Source organism: Pseudomonas sp. B5(2017) (assembly GCF_002112825.1).
GTDB classification, from domain to species: domain Bacteria; phylum Pseudomonadota; class Gammaproteobacteria; order Pseudomonadales; family Pseudomonadaceae; genus Aquipseudomonas; species Aquipseudomonas putida_Z.
On sequence record NZ_NEIR01000012.1, the window covers coordinates 84,770 to 101,317 of the forward strand.

Here is a 16,548-nt window from a genome sequence, read left to right on the forward strand (position 1 = left end):
GCCGGTGCCAAACACCGAGTTGGTTTCTTCGCGGGTGAACCCGCTCCCACAGGGGCTTGTGGTAAGTCCAGAACAAGGTATACCGTGATTCCGTCGGACAAATCTTGTCCGACAATCCCCGCTTCCCTAGAATGTCGCCGCCGCGAATGGCCCTGCCCACGCAGTAGCGAGCATGACCACCCGATTACCGCGTTTCGCACACTACAGGTCGCACCCCGAGCTGATCCTCAATCTGGGCAGTTGCCTTGCCGTGCTCGCCATCGTGGCCATCGTCAGCTACCTGCTGGCGCGCGAGCGCGACAATGTCGAGCTGTCGGCAATTCGCTCGTCCAACAATATCGTCCAGCTGATCGAAAGCGACATCCTGCGCAACGTCGAACTCTACGACCAGTCGCTGCAGGGCCTGATCTGGGCGGTCGGGCGCAAGGAGCTGCCGGAAATCCCCGGCCCGCTGCGCCAACGCCTGCTATTCAATGAAGCCTTCGTCGACCGCAAGCGCGGTGACGTGCTGTGGCTGGACAAGCAAGGCAATGTGGTGGGCGACTCCACCAGCAGCGTGCCACGCAAGGCCAACTTCGGCGACACCGGGGTATTCCAGGCGCACCTGCACAACCCCAACCTCGGCCTGCTGGTGGGCCCGCCATTCAAGGCCAAGCTGGGCGACCTGGACTGGTGCATCAGTTTCAGCCGGCGTATCTCCGACGCCAATGGCGAATTCACCGGCCTGGCAGCGGGTGCACTGCGCCTGTCGTACTTCAGTGAGCTGTTCCAGCGCCTGGACATTGGCGATGACAGCAGCATCAACCTGCTCAACACCGACGGCCAACTGCTGGCTCGCCAGCCCAGCCGCACGCAAGACCCAGGGATTGGCAGCAACTATGCCGAGCGGCCCAATTTCAAACGCATTCTCAGCGAGCAGAGCGGCAGCTTCACCGCCCGCTCCAGCCGCAACGGCAAACCACGCATGTACACCTTCGCCAGGGTCGCGCAGCTGCCGCTGATCGTACTGGTGGTGCATTCGGCCGAAGACGTGTTCGAGTCCTGGCGCCGCACTGCGATCCTGGTCAGCGTGGCCACCGGGGTGCTCTGTGTGGGTATCCTCTCGCTGACCCTGCTGCTGGGCCGCGAACTGCGCCGCCGCCAAGAGGCCGAACAGGGCCTGGCGACCCTGGCTGCTACCGACAGCCTGACCGGCCTGGCCAACCGCCGCCGCCTGGACCAGGTACTGCGCCAGGAGTGGGCCCGCGCCCAGCGCAACCGCAAGCCGTTGGCCGTGCTGATGGTGGATGTGGATCATTTCAAGGCATTCAACCAGCGCCACGGCCATGCCGGTGGCGACCATGCCTTGCGCGAAGTGGCCAGGACCATCGAGGCATGCATCCGTCGCCCGGCCGATCTGGCAGCGCGTTACGGTGGGGAGGAATTTCAGGTGGTACTGCCGGAAACCGACCTGGCCGGTGCGCAGCTGCTGGCCGAGCGCATCCGCGCCAGTGTCGAGGCGCTGGCGCCGTTTGCCGATGATGCCCACTCGGTCACGGTGAGCATCGGCATCGGCCTGTCAGGCACCCAGCACGATCTGGCGAGGGTGCTGGGTGCTGCGGACGAAGCGCTCTACCGGGCCAAGGCCAAAGGCCGCAACCGGGTAGAGGGGCCTGCCGACTAGGCGCGGGCGCGGGCGGCGTTGCGCAGGGCCCTGACCTGGTCATGGTTGCGCTGTACACCTTGCAGCTGTTTTTCCACCAGGGTGTAGGTCTGGTCGCTGGCGGTGCGGCCCAGCTTCACCAGTTTCTCGCGGGCTTCCTTGTAGGCCTTGAGGGCATGGTCCTCACCCCGCTCCACCTCGTTCAGCACCGCTTCCTCATCCTTGCCGGTGACCATCGCCTTGAGGTTGACCCAACCCCGATGCAGGTCACCGCTGATGCTGGTGGAGGTTTCCGGGTCGCCACCCAGGCGACGCACCTCGCTCTGCAGTTCGCCGGCCGCATTGGCGCACTCACCGGCACGTTGAACGAAGAACGCTTTCAGTTCGGGGTTCTTCACATCATCGGCCGAGGCCTTGAAGCCTTTCTCGCCATCCTTGCTGTACTCGATCAGGTCGTTCAGCACGTCGATCACGTCTTTGTTGGGATTGCTCATGGCACAAACTCCTTGGCAGGTGATAGTCATCTGTAATGGAGCAGCGTTCGTGCCAAGCCTTTAATCTCGACAAAATCTTTATAAATCAAATAGATACAAATATCAGAGCAGAACCTGAAAACGGCGTTCTGCATGATTGCCGCTTGGGCCTTCGTGCAGATTGCAGTATGGTCGGCGCTTTTCAACAGCCAGGTGCGCCGATGATGAAGCCGGAAACCCTCGAACTGCTGGTGACCCGCACCATGCCGTTTGGCAAGTACCAGGGGCGAATCATTGCCGACCTGCCGGGGGATTATCTGGCCTGGTTTGCGCGCAAGGGTTTCCCGGCGGGGGAATTGGGTGGGTTGCTGGCGCTGATGCACGAGATCGATCACAACGGGCTGGGTGATCTGCTTGTGCCGTTGCGGCAAAAGCACGGGCGTTGACCTGTTCTGGCCTCTTCGCGGGTGAACCCGCTCCCACAGAGACCGCGCCGGACCTGATGCCTGTGCAGTACCTGTGGGAGCGGGTTCACCCGCGAAGAGGCCAGTAAAGCCAGCTCAAATCTCTAACCCTTCACCGGCGCTACCGCCAACTCCACCCGCTCGCTCTTCTTGATCACCGCATACACCACCGCCGTCAGCAGGCTGCCCGCCACGATCGCCAACAAGTACAGCAGCGCATGGTTGATCGCATTGGGGATCAGCAGCACGAACAGGCCGCCATGCGGCGCCATCAGCTTGCAGCCGAAGTACATCGACAATGCCCCGGTCAATGCCCCGCCGGCCACGCTGGCCGGGATCACCCGCAGCGGGTCCTTGGCGGCAAACGGGATAGCCCCTTCGGAGATGAAGCACAGCCCCAGCGCCAGGGCCGCCTTGCCCGCCTCACGCTCGCTCTGGGCAAACTTGCGTCGGGCCAGGAAGGTGGCGATACCCAGGCCAATCGGCGGCACCATGCCGGCGGCCATGGTCGCGGCCATCGGCGCATAGCTCGACGAGGCCAACAGCCCCACCGAGAAGGCATAGGCGGCCTTGTTGATCGGCCCGCCCAGGTCGACGCACATCATGCCGCCCAACAACAGGCCCAAGAGGATGGCATTGGTGGTACCCATGCTGTCGAGAAAATGCGTGAGCCCTTCCAGCATCGCCGCCACCGGCTGGCCGACCACGTAGATCATCACCAGGCCGGTGAACAGGCTGGCCAGCAGCGGAATGATCAGGATCGGCTTGAGTGCCTCCAGGCTGCTGGGCAGGCGCGCCCAGCGGGCAATGGCCTTGGCGCTGTAGCCGGCGAGGAAGCCGGCGACGATACCACCGATGAAACCGGCGCCCAGGGTGCTGGCCAGCAGGCCGCCGATCATGCCGGGCGCCAGCCCCGGGCGGTCAGCGATGGACCAGGCGATATAGCCCGCCAGCAGCGGCACCATCAGCTTGAACGCAGCCTCGCCGCCGATCTGCATCAACGCCGCCGGCAAGGTGCCCGGTTCTTTATAGGCCTCGATACCAAACACGAACGACAGGGCAATCAGCAGGCCGCCAGCCACCACCATCGGCAGCATGAACGACACGCCGGTGAGCAGGTGCTTGTATACCCCGGTCTTCTCGCCCTTCGCTGGCGTGCTCGCCGCTGCAGCATCGCTGCTGTTTTCCACCTTGGCTTCGGCCAAGGCCTTGTCCAGGGTGGCACGGGCCTGCTTGAGGGCGATACCGGTGCCACAACGGTAGATGCGCTTGCCGGCGAAACGCGCGGTGGGCACTTCGATGTCGGCGGCCAGCAGCACAACATCGGCTGCGGCGATGGCTTCGGCGGACAAGGGGTTGCGCGCACCGACCGAACCCTGGGTTTCGACGGTGAGCTGGTAGCCCAGTTGCTGCGCGGCCTGCTGCAAGGCTTCTGCGGCCATGAATGTATGCGCGACGCCAGTCGGGCAAGCCGTGACGGCGACGATGCGTGCGCCTGCGCTGCCAGCTTCGGCCGCAAGGCCGGGCACCGCGGCCAGCAGCCGGGCGTTGGCCGCCGCCTCATCGAGGAAGCCTTCGCGGTCGGCCAAAGCCTGGGACGGCGTGCTCTGGTACACGCGCTTGTCGACGAAACGCGCCAGGTCCACCGGGCCGGTGCTGACCACCAGCACCCAGTCGGCCTCGGCTATCTGCGCGGCGCTCAGTTGCCGCTCGGGGTGGCCGGCATCCTGCACTTCGACGCTGGTGCTCCAGCCGCGCCGCTGGGCAGCGGCGGACAGCAAGCGCGCGCTCAGCACGCTCGACACCTGGCCGTTGGGGCAGGCAGTGACAATGGCAATGTTCATCGGCAACCCTCTTGTTGTTCTGTCAGTTGCACGGCGGCTTCCAGACGCGCCAGTTGCTCGCGGTCACGGATGCCGAAACCAACCTGGGTAACAGCCTGTGCTGCGATCGCGGTGGCACGGGTCAAGGTCTGCGCCGGGGCTTCACCCAGCAGAAGGCCGTGGACCATGCCGGCCACCAGCGAATCACCTGCGCCCACCGTACTGGCGACCTGCACCTTGGGTGGGCAAGCATGTACGGCATGGTCATGGGTAAACCAGCTGACGCCCTGCTCGCCCGCCGACACCACCACGTGTTCGACGCCACTGGCCAGCAGACGCTCGGCAGCAGCGCGCTGCTGCGCCGGGTTATCCACAGCCAGGCCAAGCACTTCGCCCAGCTCTTCGGTATTGGGCTTGACCAGCCAGGGCGAGCTCTGCAGGCCGGCACGCAGGGCTTCGCCGCTGCTGTCCAGGGCCACCTTGAGGCCTTGCGCCTTGAGCTGTTCGAGCAACTGGCGGAACCAGTCGGCACTGATCCCGCGCGGCAGGCTACCAGCCACCACCACCGCGTCGTGGCCCGGGGCAATCTGCGCCAGGCGGCGCAGCAATGCACTGCGTGCCGCTTCGTCGACTTCCGGGCCTTGGCCGTTGATGTCGGTGACACGGCCATCAGCCTCGACCAGCTTGATGTTGCTGCGGGTTTCGCCCGGTACGCGGACAAAGCAGTCGACGAAGCCGCGCCAATCGATCAGCGCTTCGAAGGGCTGCAGGTTGTCACGCCCGAGGAAGCCGCCAACAGTGACGCTGTGCCCCAGGTCGGCCAGTACCTGGGCAACGTTCAGCCCCTTGCCCGCAGCGTGGCTGTGCTGCTCCTGGCTGCGGTTGACCTGCCCCGGGCGCAGGGTATCCAGGCCGATGGTGATATCCAGCGCCGGGTTCAGGGTGAGGGTGAGGATCTTGGCCATTCAGTAACGCTCCACCAGCGCGCGAACCGCTGCGGCGCTGTCCTGTTGCAGGGCCTCGCGCGCCAGGGCGCGGGCCGTCTGGTGATCGGCCTGGCGGACCAGGGCCTTGACTTCGGCAATGCTGCGCGCGGCGACGCTGAGTTCGTCCACGTCCAGGCCCAGCAGCACGGCCACCGCCTGCGGGTCGGCCGCCAGCTCGCCGCACACGCCCACCCACTTGCCATGGGCATGGGCGGCGCGCACGGTCATGTCGATCAGGCTGAGCACCGCCGGGTGCAGGCCGTCGGCCTGGGCCGAGAGGCTGGGGTGGCCACGGTCGATGGCCAGGGTGTACTGGGTCAGGTCGTTGGTGCCGATGCTGAAGAAGTCCACTTCGCGCGCCAGCCGTGGTGCCAGCAGCGCTGCCGAGGGCACCTCGACCATGATACCCAGCTGCAAGTCGGCTACCGGGATCTCGGCGCGCAGGCGCTCGACCATGGCACGCGCCTCGCGCCATTCATGGACCTGCCCGACCATCGGGAACATGATGCGCAGCGGGCGCTGGTCGGCCGCGCGCAGCAAGGCGCGCAGCTGGTCCTCCATCACCTGCGGGCGCTGCAGGGTCAGGCGTACGCCGCGCACACCGAGGAACGGGTTTTCCTCGGCAGCGATCGGCCAGTACGGCAGCGGTTTGTCACCGCCGACATCAAGGGTGCGTACCACCAGCGGGCGCCCGTCGAGGCCATCGAGCACGCGGCGGTACTCGGCTTCCTGGGTCGCTACGTCCGGGGCCTGGGTGTGGGCCATGAAAATCAGCTCGGTGCGCAGCAGGCCCACGCCTTCGGCGCCCTGCTCCACTACCTTGGCGATGCCGTTGCTCTCGCCGATGTTGGCAAACACCTCGACAGCGTGACCATCACGGGTGACCGCCGGCTCGAAACGGTTGGCCCAGGCGGCCTGCAAGCGCTGCTCGCGCAGGTCGCGTTCGGCCAGGGCCCGTTGCAGTTCATCCGCCGGCGGCGCCACGCTGACCACGCCACGCTGGCCATCGAGCAGCAACGGCGTGCCACTGTCCAACAGCAGTATCGACGCCCCCGCGCCCACTACCGCCGGAATGCCCAGGGCACGGGCGACGATGGCGCTGTGGGCGGTGGCACCGCCCTGGGCGGTGACGATACCGGCGACGCGGCTCGGGTCCAGCCGGGCGACATCGGACGGGCCGACTTCGGTCATCACCAGCACGTAGGGTTGCTCGGGTTCACACTGGGCCTGCACGCCACACAACTGCGCCAGCACGCGGCGGCCAATGTCACGCAGATCGGCAGCACGTTCGGCGAGCAAGGCATCGTGCAGCGACTCCTGCTGGCGCGCCGCCGCCTCGATCACTGCCATCCAGGCTGCCGCGGCACTTTCGCCCTGGCCCAGGCGTTGCTCCACATCATCGGCCAGGGCCGGGTCGGCGAGCATCTCCTGATGGGTGACGAAGATTTCGCCAATGGCCTTGTCGCTGCGCTGGACCAAGGCCTGCAGCTCGCCATTGACAGTCGCAACGGCTTCACGCAGCTTCTGCCGCTCCAGGGCGCAGGACTCGCCGCGCAGGGGATAGTCGAACTCACGCTCGACACACACATGCGCCGGGCCACTGGCAATGCCGGGCGCCGCACCCACGCCGTGGATGCGGCTACCAGCTGCGGGCGCTTGCAGCACTTCGGCCGCTGCGCCGGCTGCGGTCGCCGCGCTCTGTGGCAGTGGCTCCACCTCTTCCCCCAGGCCTTGTTCGATGGCGGCCAGCAGCACCGGCAAGGCATCGGCGGCGATGGCTGGCTCAGCCACCAGTTCCAGCGCCTGGCCACGTCGGGCGCCGAGGCTGAGCAGCTTGCTCAGGCTCTTCACCGACACCGCTGGCTGCGCGCTGTCGACCAGGCGTACACGGATTTCCCCGTCGAAACCTTTGGCCAGTTGCGCCAGTACCTTTGCCGGGCGGGCGTGCAAACCGTGCGGGTTGGCCAGCACGACCCGCGCGCTGGGCCAGTCCACCGGCGCCTCTCCGCCCAGGACTTCAAGCACCGCGCGGCTGCTGGTGGCCTGGTAGAGCATCTGCCCACGGCCTTCGATCAGCACTTCGCACAGGCGCTCGAGCAAGGCCTGGTGGGCAGCACCGAGGCTGGCCAGGCAGAACAGGCCGTTGAGCGGCTGGTCGCGGTAACGCAGCGGCTGCTGCGGGGTGATGAAGGCCAGGCCCGGCTGGCGCACCTGGCGCTCGCTGTGCAGCCACCACAGGCCCTCGCCCAGCGGCAGCGGCTCGGCCTGCTGCAACACGGCGGCAAAACCGCTGTCGACGCAGTCGGCGCGCTGCAACAGGCGGGCGCCGCGCCAGGCCAGTTCATCGAAGTCCTCGGCCGCCAGGTTCAGGCCGACCAGTTGTGCATCCAGCGCCAGTTCCTGCGGCGCGCCCTGCAACAGTTTCAGCAACGCCTCGGCGGAGCCGGCGCGGCGCAATGCTTCGGCCAGGTCGGTCTCGCCCAGGGCACGGGTCAGCAGTTGCAGCAGGCGCAGGTGCTCATCGGAACGGGCGGCGATGCCGATGGCAAGGTAGACCATCTGGCCATCCCCCCAATCCACGCCCTCGGGGAACTGCAACAGGCGCACGCCGGTGGCGTACACCAGGTCACGGGTCTGCGGCGTGCCATGGGGGATGGCAATGCCCTGCCCAAGGAAGGTGGAGCCTTGTGCCTCTCGGGCCTGCAGCCCTTGCAGGTATCCCTCGGCGACCAGGCCATCAGCGACCAACCGGTCGGCCAGCAGGCGCAATGCCTCGGCCTTGTCGGCGGCCTTCTGGCCCATGGCTATCTGCTCCTTGGCGAGCTCGAGCATGACCTTCTCCTTTTGCAGTTCCCGGTCGGGTACTGGAGTATTGTTGTGAAATTCACTTGAACGGCCAGTTCAACAGCCTTGCACGGATGGCAGCCGAGGCAGAAAATTCGGCAGCTGAAACGATTAATCTGACCAGACGGCCACGTTACTCGATAATCTGCCGAGGAAAAAGCCCCATCCTGTCGGACAATTGCGACAATGGTCGTCTGCGCGTGGCGCCCTCGCCGGGTCAAACTACCCGGTCAGGGCTCACAGCCAGCCCCGGTAATAACAAGGAAAATTCGGTGAAACTCAGCGATATCGCCCGTCTGGCCGGTGTGTCCGTGACCACTGCCAGCTACGTCATCAATGGCAAGGCCGAACAGCAGCGCATCAGCAACAGCACTGTCGAGCGGGTACGCGCGGTGGTCGAGGCCCACGGCTTCACCCCCAACCCGCAGGCCGCTGGCCTGCGCAGCCGGCATACCCGCACCCTGGGCTTCATTCTCCCGGATCTGGAGAACCCCAGCTACGCCCGCATCGCCAAGCAGCTCGAACAAGGCGCCCGCGCCCGCGGCTACCAGTTGCTGATCGCCAGCAGCGACGACCAGCCCGACAGCGAGCGCCAGTTGCAGCAGCTGTTCCGCGCCCGCCGTTGCGATGCACTGTTCGTCGCCAGCTGCCTGCCGCCAGAGGACGACAGCTACCGCGAACTGCAGGACAAAGGCCTGCCGGTGATCGCCATCGACCGCCGCCTGGACCCTGCGCACTTCTGCTCGGTGATCAGCGACGACCGCGACGCCAGCCGCCAACTGGCCGCCAGCCTGCTGAGCGCCGCCCCGCGCAGCATCGCACTGATCGGCGCGCGCCCCGAGCTGTCAGTCAGCCAGGCACGTGCCGGCGGCTTCGACGAAGCCCTGCAAGGCTATGCCGGCGAAGTTCGCCGCTATCAGGGCGAAGCGTTCAGCCGTGAGTGCGGCCAGCGCCTGATGCAGCAACTGATCGATGACCTTGGCGGCCTGCCGGATGCCCTGGTGACAACCTCCTACGTGCTGCTGCAAGGGGTGTTCGACACCCTGCAGGCGCGCACTGCCGACTCACGCCAGCTGCAGCTGGGTACCTTTGGCGACAACCAGTTGCTCGACTTCCTGCCGCTGCCAGTCAATGCCATGGCCCAGCAGCATGGCCTGATTGCCGCCACCGCGCTGGAACTGGCACTGGCCGCGATCGAGGACAAACGCTACGAACCTGGCGTGCATGCCGTCGGTCGAACGTTCAAGCAACGCATTACAGCGGCCTGAACATGCGCCTGATCGACACCCACACCCACCTGGACTTCCCCGACTTCGACGCCGACCGCCAACAACTGCTGGCCAACGCGGTGTCGCGCGGGGTGGAGAGGATGGTGGTGCTGGGGGTGTACCAGGCGAATTTCCAGCGGGTGTGGGACCTGGCCTGTGCCGACCAGCGCCTGTTCGCCGCGCTCGGCCTGCACCCGATCTACCTTGACCAGCATCGCCCGGAGCACCTGGCGCAGCTGCGCGAGTGGCTGGAGCGCCTGCGCGGCGACCCACGGCTATGTGCCGTGGGCGAGTTTGGCCTGGACTATTACCTCGAAGACCTGGACAAGGCCCGCCAGCAGGCGCTGTTCGAAGCGCAACTGCAGATGGCCTGCGACTTTGAACTGCCCGCCCTGCTCCACGTGCGCCGCAGCCATGCGCAGGTGATCGCCACGCTCAAGCGCTACAAGCCGGCGCGGGCGGGGGTGATACATGCGTTTGCCGGCAGTTACGAAGAGGCCCGCGAGTACATCAAGCTGGGCTTCCGGCTTGGGCTTGGCGGTGCGGGTACCTGGCCGCAGGCCCTACGGCTGCGCAAGACCCTGGCGCGGTTGCCGCTGGACAGCGTGGTGCTGGAGACCGATGCGCCGGACATGGCGCCGGTCATGTTCCCCGGGGTGAGGAACAGCCCGGAGCACCTGCCGGAGATTGCCGGGGCGCTGGCGCAGGTGATGGGGGTGGATGTCGTGGAGCTGGCTGAAGCCAGCACCCGCAATGCTTGCGAGTTGTTTGGCTGGTAGCTGAAGCGCTGGCACCTGCGTGGGCCTCTTCGCGGGCTTGCCCGCTCCTACAGGGACCGCGCAAATCTCGAGGCCGGCGCAGTACCTGTGGGAGCGGGCAAGCCCGCGAAAAAGCCAGCGAGCCAGTTCAGACAAGCACCGTCCACAGCGCAAACCCGGCATACCACAGCACCGCACAGCGCAGCAGCAGCTCCCACAGGCTGTCCAGCCGCCCCAGCCCGCGCTGGCTGTCTTCTTCCTCGGGAATGTCATCGGCAATGCGCCCGACCCGGGCCACCAGGTGTGCGGCGCTGATGTGCCAGTTGAGCACCTCGTGCAGCATCACTCGCGTGACCGCGAGGAAGTTGCCGACCAGGGCAAAACTCAAGGCCAGCACCCGTACCGGCAGCCAGTCCATGATATGCCTGAGCTGCTCGGCACGAGCCTTCAACGTCGGTTGCTTGCTGTGTTCGCCACACAGCGCCAGCAGGCGATAGGCCAGGGCTGCACCCGGGCCCAGCACGAAGTACCAGAAGATCACCGCGAAAAAGCCCTGGTACACCTGCCAAAGCAGGTTGCCCTGCACCCGCACCAACAGGCTGTGCGGTTCGTCGGCCGCCAGCCCCAGGTCGCGCTCGGCCACATGCAAAGCGGCCTGGTCATCACCGCGCCGCCAGGCATCGCGGAACGGCCCCAACGATGCCTTGGCATCGCCGCGGCCCAGGCTGTAGATCAGCACCAGCAGGTGCACCGGCAATGCCAGCAAGCCGTACGCCACCGGGTCCAGCACATGCAGCAGCAACACCAGCAGCGCTACCGGTGCCAGTACCAGGATGGCCAGCGTCCACCACGGGTGCACCGTGCCGCTGCGCTCCAGGCGCACCAGTTCGCCAAGGAAGAACCCATCGCGCTGCACCTGATGACGCAGGGCCGAGAACTTCTCGACCCACAACGCCAGCAACAACACCAGAAAACTCATGCCTTGTCCTCGTTTTGCTGCAGCGCCTGTCGGTAGCGCGGCCAGTCGAAGGCCGGGCCGGGGTCGGTCTTGCGCTGCGGGGCAATGTCGCTGTGGCCCTGGATGCGGCCCAGGTCGATGGCCGGCCAGGCACCGCGGATGTGCCGGGTAAGTTGCTCCAATACCGTGTACTGGGCATCGGTATAAGGCAGATCGTCGGTGCCTTCCAGTTCGATGCCGATGGAGAAATCGTTACAGCCTTCACGCCCGTCGAAGCACGACACACCGGCGTGCCAGGCGCGGTCGAGCAACGACACGAACTGGGTCACCGCACCGTCACGCTCGACGAACAGGTGCGCCGACACGGTCAGGTGGTTGATGCTGGCGAAGTACGGGTGTTCGTCTGGGTCCAGGCGGTTCTGGAAGAATTGCTGGACCTTGCCGGTGCCGAAACAGGCAGGCGGCAGACTGATGTTGTGGATCACCAGCAGGGAAATCGATTCGCCTTCGGGGCGGGTATTGAAGTTCGGCGAGGGGCAGTGGGTGATTCCGATTCCGTGGAACCAGCCAGTGGCACGGTCCAATTGCATGGGGCAGATCCTGAAAACGCCGTGAACAGGTCAACAGTATGCCCTGCGGCCAACGCCGTTTGCATGTGAATCATTGTAATGCTGTGGGAGCGGGCGTGCCCGCGAACACCGGCGCAGCCGGTGCCATCCACCGCGGCGCTTGTTTCGCGGGCACGCCCGCTCCCACAGAGATCGTGCCAGCTTGCAGATATTGCGCAAGACAGTTGTGCCTACCGCCGCAGCCTGTCAAGCACCGCCTCAAGCGCCCGCTCGAACAACAACCCGTCATCCAGCACTCGCACGTCGCCTCGGTGCAGTGCCTGGGCCAGGCTGGCACCATTCCATTCGCGCACTTTCATGCCGGTGCGGTTGGCGAACACCAGCCGGTCGCTGCTGTCGATGCGCGCCACCAGCTTGCAGCGCAACGGTTCGTCCTCGTCCAGCACCTCGACCCAGGTACCGATACGCAGGCGCTGCACCTGGCGCAGCGCCACAGCCTGCCCGTCGGCAAACTGCAACGGAGCACAAGCGGGTTCTTCAGCAATCGCCAGGACGATGTCCTCGTCCACCAGCACCTCGCTCAGGGGTTGGCCCTCACCACCGGGCGCCACCGCGGTACCCGCGCAGGCACGCAGGTGCAGTTGCTCCAGTTGCAGGAAGAATTCGCGGGTCGCTGCCGAGTCCAGGGCCACGCTGGACAGGCCATCGCGCAGTGCCTTGAGCAGGCCCGGTACCTGCTGCAGCAAGGTATGTGGCTCGTGCGGCGGGGTGATGCTGGCCAGCAGCGTGTCCATCGTCTGCAAGGCGTCTCGCCAGGCCTGGGATGCCTCGCCCTGCTTGAGCCAGGCCAGTAGCAGTACCTGGCTCCAGGCCTGCACCAGCATCTGTACCACCACCTGCGGCAATAACCGGCCGCGCAGCCGCTGGTTGAGTGCATGCTGCACCTGCTGCCTGGCCTGCAGGGCTCGTGCACGCCCTTCTTCGGCGTCGCGGGTACGTTGTTCAAGCAGCTCGTTGCGCCGCCGCTCGTCCTGGTTGAAAGCGAGGAAGTCTTCGAGCAGTTCGGCGAACAGGCTGGCATCTTCGGCAAAATCATTGAGCAGGCGCTGGACGATACGCTCCACCCGCAGGTGCAGGCTGTCGCGCATGCCGTCGCTGCCGCATTCCCAACCGATTGCCGCGCCAGCGATCTCGTTGAGCAGGCGGCGGGCCGGGTGGCTGGCCCGACTGAACAGCCCCTTGTCCAGCAGGGCTACCTTCAGCAGCGGAATATGCAGGCGCCCGATCAGCGCACGCAGGCTGGCCGGCAGATTGTCGTCGTCCTGGATGAAGGCGAACAGCAGCCCAACCAGGTTGATCATGTCCTCGTCGGCCACGTCGATGCGCCGGCGTGTGCCGCTGCGCACGCTGACCCGCAGCAGCAGTTGTTCTAGCTGTTGCCCAAGCTCGAAATCATCGGCCTCGTGGGTAGCGGGCACGTAGTGCTGCAAATGCGAAAGCAGGCGCAGCAGGTCGGCGGTGCTTATTGGCTGGGCGGCGGCCACCGCCTGCAAACGAGGCGCGAACTGCCCGCGCGCCGGGGCCAGCAGTGTTTGCAACGAGGCAAAGAACGCCTGCCCTGCCGCGTCCGCGCCCACCTCGTGCCCCAGGTTCGCCGGCCCGCGTCGTGCGTTCAGGCGCCGGTCTTCGGCGCGCCGGCGCGGTGCCGTTGGCAACTCGGGCAACACACCGGCAGCGGCCAGCAACTGGTTGGCTTCGCCATAGATCACATCGGCATCGCGCAACACATAGCGCTCGAACAGTTTCAGCAGGACCAGCTTGACCCGCAGGCAAACCCCCAGATTGCGGCCAGCGTCGAGGAAGTAGCCGCACAGCGCTGCGGGCCCCAGCGGGTTGTGCTGCTCGTGCAGGGGGCGGTCGAGCAGTACCTGCAAGCGCAGGCCCAGTTGCTGCAGGGCAATGCCGTCGCGTGACAGCACCCGCGCGACCATACCTTCGATCGCGGCGGCCCGCTCCACCTGGGCCTTGCTGCGCAGGTTGCCCGGCTCGACCAGGTGCGCCAGCAGGTCGACCTGGCCGATACGGGCAAAGGCATCATAGAACGTGTCGAGAAAACCGCGCTCGATGCTCTTGCGCTTCAGGCGCAGGTCACGCATGGCCTCGAAGTACAGGTTCTGGTCACTGCGGTCGAAGGCCTTGTCGGCCATCTCGAAGAGGGTGTCGTCGGCGTTGTCGAACAAGTCCTGCAGGCCCTGACGCAACTGCAAGGCGGCCTTGTCCCGCACCTGCAGGAGCAACACCGGAAGGCAAGGCAGAGGCGCACGCCCGCCTCGATCGATGGCTGCCGCCAAGGGCACCACCTTGCCTTCTTTTTGCATCCTGTACTCCTTGCAGGGTGTCTCGCCCGAAGGGGCTGAAGATCGTCAAAGTCATGACGCCAAATACTGGTCACCATTATCGGTAAAAACCCGCACAGCTGCCAGCGCCGTTTCACTGGCTGGCTAATGACCCTGATTTACCCCGCTTGCTCACACCGGCCGACCAAAGGTCATCGCCAAGGCGACTGTACACACCGGCCCCCTGCCCTATAATCGCCGGCATCTAGCTTGTGGAGCCGACCATGCCGAACCTACGCCTTGCCGACCTGACCGCTGAAATCGAAGCCAACGTGCGCCGTGCGCTGTTGGAGGACATCGGCAGTGGCGATATCACAGCGCAGCTGATCCCGGCGGAGCGCCTGGCCAAGGCGACCATCATCACCCGCGAAGACTGCATTATCGCAGGCACCGCCTGGGTCGATGCCGTGTTCCGCCAACTCGACCCGCGCGTGGCCGTGCACTGGCAGGTGGCCGATGGCGAGCGCGCCACGGCCAACCAGCCGCTGTTCCATCTGGAGGGCCCCGCGCGTTCGCTGCTCAGTGGTGAGCGCAGTGCACTGAACTTCCTGCAGATGCTGTCGGGGGTCGCCACCCGTGCGCGCTTCCTGGCCGACCTGGTGGAAGGTACCCAGGTGCGCCTGCTGGACACCCGCAAGACCCTGCCGGGCCTGCGCCTGGCGCAAAAGTATGCAGTGACTTGCGGCGGTTGCGACAACCACCGCATCGGCCTGTACGACGCCTTCCTGATCAAGGAAAACCACATCGCCGCCAGCGGCGGCGTGGCCGCGGCCGTGGCGGCGGCGCATCGCATTGCGCCAGGCAAGCCGGTGGAAATCGAAGTGGAAAGCCTGGACGAACTGCGCCAGGCACTGGCCGCAGGTGCCGACATCATCATGCTCGACGAGCTGAACCTGGAAGAGATGCGCGAAGCAGTGCGCATTACCGCGGGCAAGGCCAAGCTGGAAGCCAGTGGCGGGGTCAACGAGACGACCTTGCGGGTGATTGCCGAGACTGGGGTGGACTACATCTCGATTGGTGCCATGACCAAGGATGTGAAGGCGGTGGACCTGTCGATGCGGTTGAGCCTGTGAGCTGATTGCAGGCATGAAAAAACCGGCCTCAGGGCCGGTTTTTTCATTGGGGGCGCTTTGCGCCCCTATCGCGACACAAGGCCGCTCCTACAGGGATCGCATATCCCTGTAGGAGCGGCCTTGTGTCGCGATAGGCTGCGCAGCAGCCCCGGCGATTCAGAATCAGAACGAAGCGTTGGCCAGCCCGTCCAGGTAACGCTCGACATCCAGCGCCGCCATGCAGCCCGCACCGGCCGAGGTAATGGCCTGGCGGTAAACGTGGTCAGCCACGTCACCGGCGGCGAACACGCCCTCGACGTTGGTGGCGGTGGCATTGCCTTCACGGCCACCGTTGACCACCAGGTAGCCGTCCTTGAGGGTCAGCTGGCCTTCGAACAGCGAGGTGTTCGGGGTGTGGCCAATGGCGATGAACACGCCGTCGACCTTGATTTCGTCACTGCTGCCGTCGTTGTTCTTCAGGCGCGCACCGGTCACGCCCATGTTGTCACCCAGCACTTCGTCCAGGGTGGCGTTGAGCTTGAGCTCGATCTTGCCTTCGGCCACACGGGCGTGCAGCTTGTCGACCAGGATCTTCTCGGCGCGGAAGGTATCGCGACGGTGCACCAGGGTCACCTTGCTGGCGATGTTGGCCAGGTATAGTGCCTCTTCCACGGCAGTGTTGCCGCCGCCCACCACGGCAACCGGCTTGTTGCGGTAGAAGAAGCCGTCGCAGGTGGCGCAGGCCGAAACACCCTTGCCCATGAAGGTTTCTTCCGACGGCAGGCCCAGGTAGCGGGCGCTGGCGCCAGTGGCGATGATCAGCGCGTCGCAGGTGTACTTGCCGCTGTCACCCTGCAGGGTGAAGGGCTTGTTGGCCAGGTCGACAGCGTTGATGTGGTCGAAGACGATTTCGGTTTCGAAACGCTCGGCGTGCTCCTGCATGCGTTGCATCAGCGCCGGGCCGGTCAGGCCATGGGGGTCGCCCGGCCAGTTGTCGACTTCGGTGGTGGTGGTCAGCTGGCCGCCGGCCTGCATGCCGGTGATCAGCAGCGGCTTGAGGTTGGCACGGGCGGCATACACCGCGGCGCTGTAACCGGCAGGGCCGGAACCGAGAATGATGACGCGCGAATGACGTACTTCAGACATGTCGAACTCCTGTCGAGCGGGCCGCAGGGCCGGCATCGGTGCACCGGCTGCGCCAGCAGGAAAATTAAAAAGGACCCACGCAGCACTTGGGGAAGGCTACAACGCGCAGGCCCAGAAAGCGGAAAGTTGAGCGCACTGTAGCGAGGTCGCAAAGATTAAGGAAATATCC

General features: G+C 65.7%; 13 protein-coding genes. 5 read left to right on the top strand and 8 right to left on the bottom strand.

What is annotated here, in order from left to right:
- Nucleotides 1-172: 172 nt before the first annotated feature.
- Nucleotides 173-1,663 carry a GGDEF domain-containing protein gene (locus CAG00_RS18755; RefSeq protein WP_085665033.1) on the top strand — a complete coding sequence of 497 codons (1,491 nt, stop codon included), beginning with the start codon at nt 173-175 and terminating at the stop codon, nt 1,661-1,663.
- Here the strand turns inward: CAG00_RS18755 and CAG00_RS18760 are convergent.
- On the bottom strand, nt 1,660-2,136 hold the full coding sequence (locus CAG00_RS18760; protein ID WP_025337730.1) for a PA2169 family four-helix-bundle protein: 477 nt from the start codon (nt 2,134-2,136) through the stop codon (nt 1,660-1,662). The two genes, CAG00_RS18755 and CAG00_RS18760, sit on opposite strands and share 4 nt — an antisense overlap.
- Before the next feature lie 203 nt (nt 2,137-2,339).
- Between CAG00_RS18760 and CAG00_RS18765 the strand changes: the two genes are divergently transcribed.
- Nucleotides 2,340-2,561: a DUF3820 family protein gene (locus tag CAG00_RS18765; RefSeq protein ID WP_015268980.1), complete on the top strand. Its 222-nt coding sequence runs from the start codon at nt 2,340-2,342 to the stop codon at nt 2,559-2,561.
- A 122-nt stretch (nt 2,562-2,683) separates the two neighbouring features.
- Here the strand turns inward: CAG00_RS18765 and CAG00_RS18770 are convergent, their stop codons facing one another.
- Genes CAG00_RS18770 through ptsP form a run of 3 tightly spaced genes read right to left on the bottom strand, consistent with a single transcriptional unit; the run spans nt 2,684 to nt 8,220 of the window.
- On the bottom strand, nt 2,684-4,423 hold the full coding sequence (locus CAG00_RS18770) for a PTS fructose-like transporter subunit IIB (RefSeq protein ID WP_085665034.1): 1,740 nt from the start codon (nt 4,421-4,423) through the stop codon (nt 2,684-2,686).
- Nucleotides 4,420-5,367, bottom strand: a complete 948-nt coding sequence (pfkB, locus tag CAG00_RS18775; RefSeq protein WP_085665035.1) for a 1-phosphofructokinase — start codon at nt 5,365-5,367, stop codon at nt 4,420-4,422. The genes CAG00_RS18770 and pfkB overlap by 4 nt, the downstream gene beginning before the upstream one ends.
- Nucleotides 5,368-8,220, bottom strand: coding sequence for a phosphoenolpyruvate--protein phosphotransferase (gene ptsP, locus CAG00_RS18780; protein WP_085665036.1), 2,853 nt, complete (start codon nt 8,218-8,220; stop codon nt 5,368-5,370).
- Nucleotides 8,221-8,504: 284 nt separating this feature from the next.
- On the opposite strand from ptsP, the gene cra reads away from it, so the two are divergent.
- The gene (cra, locus tag CAG00_RS18785) at nt 8,505-9,500 is read left to right on the top strand and encodes a catabolite repressor/activator (protein WP_004376064.1); all 996 of its coding nucleotides are present in this window, start codon (nt 8,505-8,507) and stop codon (nt 9,498-9,500) included.
- A gap of 2 nt (nt 9,501-9,502) precedes the next feature.
- Complete coding sequence (locus CAG00_RS18790) at nt 9,503-10,279, top strand: TatD family hydrolase (RefSeq protein WP_085665037.1); 777 nt, start codon at nt 9,503-9,505, stop codon at nt 10,277-10,279.
- 127 nt (nt 10,280-10,406) lie between these two features.
- Here CAG00_RS18790 and ampE read toward each other — a convergent pair whose 3' ends face one another.
- From ampE to CAG00_RS18805, 3 genes are all read right to left on the bottom strand, one after another.
- The gene (gene ampE / locus CAG00_RS18795; RefSeq protein WP_085665038.1) at nt 10,407-11,237 is read right to left on the bottom strand and encodes a regulatory signaling modulator protein AmpE; all 831 of its coding nucleotides are present in this window, start codon (nt 11,235-11,237) and stop codon (nt 10,407-10,409) included.
- On the bottom strand, nt 11,234-11,806 hold the full coding sequence (ampD, locus tag CAG00_RS18800) for a 1,6-anhydro-N-acetylmuramyl-L-alanine amidase AmpD (RefSeq protein ID WP_025337723.1): 573 nt from the start codon (nt 11,804-11,806) through the stop codon (nt 11,234-11,236). The genes ampE and ampD overlap by 4 nt, the downstream gene beginning before the upstream one ends.
- Before the next feature lie 209 nt (nt 11,807-12,015).
- Nucleotides 12,016-14,163, bottom strand: a complete 2,148-nt coding sequence (locus CAG00_RS18805) for a DUF1631 domain-containing protein (RefSeq protein ID WP_085665039.1) — start codon at nt 14,161-14,163, stop codon at nt 12,016-12,018.
- Between the two features lie 242 nt (nt 14,164-14,405).
- On the opposite strand from CAG00_RS18805, the gene nadC reads away from it, so the two are divergent.
- Nucleotides 14,406-15,254, top strand: a complete 849-nt coding sequence (gene nadC, locus CAG00_RS18810) for a carboxylating nicotinate-nucleotide diphosphorylase (RefSeq protein WP_085665040.1) — start codon at nt 14,406-14,408, stop codon at nt 15,252-15,254.
- Nucleotides 15,255-15,416: 162 nt separating this feature from the next.
- On the opposite strand, the gene trxB is transcribed toward nadC, so the two are convergent.
- A complete protein-coding gene (gene trxB / locus CAG00_RS18815) occupies nt 15,417-16,379 on the bottom strand; it encodes a thioredoxin-disulfide reductase (protein WP_025337720.1) in 963 nt (320 codons plus the stop codon).
- Between the last annotated feature and the right edge of the window lie 169 nt (nt 16,380-16,548).